Origin of the sequence: Microcoleus sp. LEGE 07076 (assembly GCF_015207455.1) — a bacterium.
In the GTDB taxonomy this organism is placed as follows: domain Bacteria; phylum Cyanobacteriota; class Cyanobacteriia; order Cyanobacteriales; family Microcoleaceae; genus Microcoleus.
Genome location: NZ_JADEWV010000422.1, coordinates 1 through 2163, shown reverse-complemented (window position 1 = coordinate 2163; position 2163 = coordinate 1). Strand labels below are relative to the sequence as shown.

Here is a 2163-nt window from a genome sequence, read left to right as displayed (position 1 = left end):
TTTGAGGCTCAATCCTCGTTCGATCGCGATCGCGCGAATTCCCTCCCATCCCACCGACGTTACCTGGATATTCCTTTGCTTCTTGGGTTCTTCATAGCGAGGTTGCCCGCCTGAGCGGTTGAGATTGGCTAACGAGTTGGGATGAGGCTGGATTCCTTTACTAGGTGGCATAGCGTCGATAACGTTTCCCTTTTTCAACTATTTTCGCATTTTCTTGACGGTTTTCGACAGTCGCTATGTTATCGTTGAATAATTAAACGAAAATTCAGCCCGCGCCTAGCCATAACCTGCGTGCAAGAGTCAGCGCGGGCGCGATTGGCATGAGACAAGCAAGTCAGGAATGCGTCAAATGCAATCAGAAGCCGACAATCAGGAGCAACAACCGTTAATCGTTTTGCCAGGGGGTGTTGGTGTGTACACCTCCTCCGTTGCGGAAGAACTGCGGATAGACTGTGAATTCCAATCCCTCATCCCTCCCCTAAGTAAGGGCGAAAAAGCAGCCCTGCAAGCCAGTATTCTGGAGGAAGGATGCCGCGACCCGTTAGTAGTCTGGGCCGAGGAAAAGCTTCTCATCGACGGTCATAACAGGTACGCTATATGTACCGCGCACGGCATACCCTACCAAATTGTAGAGATATCTTTTGACAGCCGGAACGCAGTCAAGGTCTGGACGATCGCCAACCAGCTCGGGCGGCGCAGCTTGACACCAGAATCTGTTAGTTACCTGCGCGGCACGTGGTACGAGCTGACCAAGCAATCTCACGGGGGCAAGCGTTCGGCAAGCTGTCAAAATGACCACTTGACAGACAAAACAGTGCCAGAGGGAGCAAGCTGTCAAAATGGCAGCTTGACAGACAAAACAGTGCCAGAAAGAGCAAGCTGTCAAAATGGCAGCTTGACAGACAAAACAGCACGAGAGTTGGGAGAACGGTTCAAAGCTTCCCCCCGAACGATTTACCGGGATGCCAAATTTACTCGAGCTGTGGATGCCCTGAGTTCTATTGGAGGAGAGGATATGAAGTGGAAAATACTGAATCGCTCTGCTGGACTGACCAAAAAAGAAGTTATTGCCTTAGCCGCTGAGGTTAAGAGCCGCCCAACTAAAGTTGCCAAAACTTTACAGGGGCGCGACCGACAAGTAAAAACTGAAGGTGAACCTACCATCGCCCACCACCTGACGCTCAAAATTGGTTCCTTGGTGGAAGTGTACGCGCCCGATCGCCAAGACGTTAACGGCAGGTTGGGGCGCATTCAGTCAGTGGGCGAGAAAACGGCTACCGTGTGGATGCGGCACATCCCTACTCTTGCCATGAATTTGCATACCTTCAAACACTCAGCTCTCACCGCTGTGCCGTTAGACAATCAACCGGAAACTCGAGAAATTTGCGATCGCATCGATCGACTTCACCAACTAGGAAATCTCGATCCGTTTGAGATAGAAATTCTGAACTTGTTAGAAAGAACAACGGCTCTTACTCCCACCGAATTGCAGTATTTAGAACAGATTGAGAACAGACACAAGCTTGATTGAGTGCCTCACAACTATTCTTCCTTTTGAAGACAGCAATAATTTCGGAAATTTTAGTTGATTCACTGGACAGTTCAAACACTGAGTCAATCAATTTTTGTTGAGCTGCTAATTGTTGCAGTGAATAACAAGCTATTGCTCGCACTCGCTCTGGAGACTTGCTAGCATTTTTGGCAGCAAACGGTCCCCAGAAAGCACTCAGTACAATCTTAATCTGTTCCGATATTGGGTATGTTTGACTCAAACAGTAATCCCAAACCATCTCATCCAATGGGTCGTTTAGTGCAACTAAAACACCCGATATTTGCGACTGCACTTGCTTCTGATTTTGGTCAGGTAACGGCTGATTGTTCAAATTGGCAATCATAGATTTCTCCTGTTAAGCTAACTTATTTACATCCCATTCTCGATTTTAGTATTTGCCCTCAAGGAACAAACTCTCGTTCTTGAGGGGAGCGAATCCACAAAGTACAAAATCCTTTTTGTGCAGGTTTACCCTCTACTGTCAGCGTCACCCCCAATCGATTTATCTCAGTTTCACACAGTTTTTTGCCACCTTTCTCGCTCAACAAAGCTTGATTCCAGCTCATAAATTGGCGAGCATATTTCCCTTCATTGCTTGTTGCCCACTGAAT

At 47.7% G+C, this 2163-nt stretch carries 3 protein-coding genes; 1 reads left to right on the top strand and 2 read right to left on the bottom strand.

Annotated elements, in window-relative coordinates:
• The first annotated feature begins 340 nt into the window (after positions 1-340).
• Entirely contained in the window at positions 341-1531 is a 1191-nt protein-coding gene (locus IQ270_RS31640; protein WP_228056830.1) for a hypothetical protein, read from the top strand.
• Here the strand turns inward: IQ270_RS31640 and IQ270_RS29875 are convergent.
• On the bottom strand, positions 1473-1895 hold the full coding sequence (locus tag IQ270_RS29875) for a hypothetical protein (protein WP_193976717.1): 423 nt from the start codon (positions 1893-1895) through the stop codon (positions 1473-1475). The two genes, IQ270_RS31640 and IQ270_RS29875, sit on opposite strands and share 59 nt — an antisense overlap.
• Positions 1896-1953: 58 nt before the next feature.
• The coding region (locus IQ270_RS29870) for a DUF6753 family protein (protein WP_339384204.1) at positions 1954-2163 on the bottom strand (210 nt) is incomplete at its 5' end.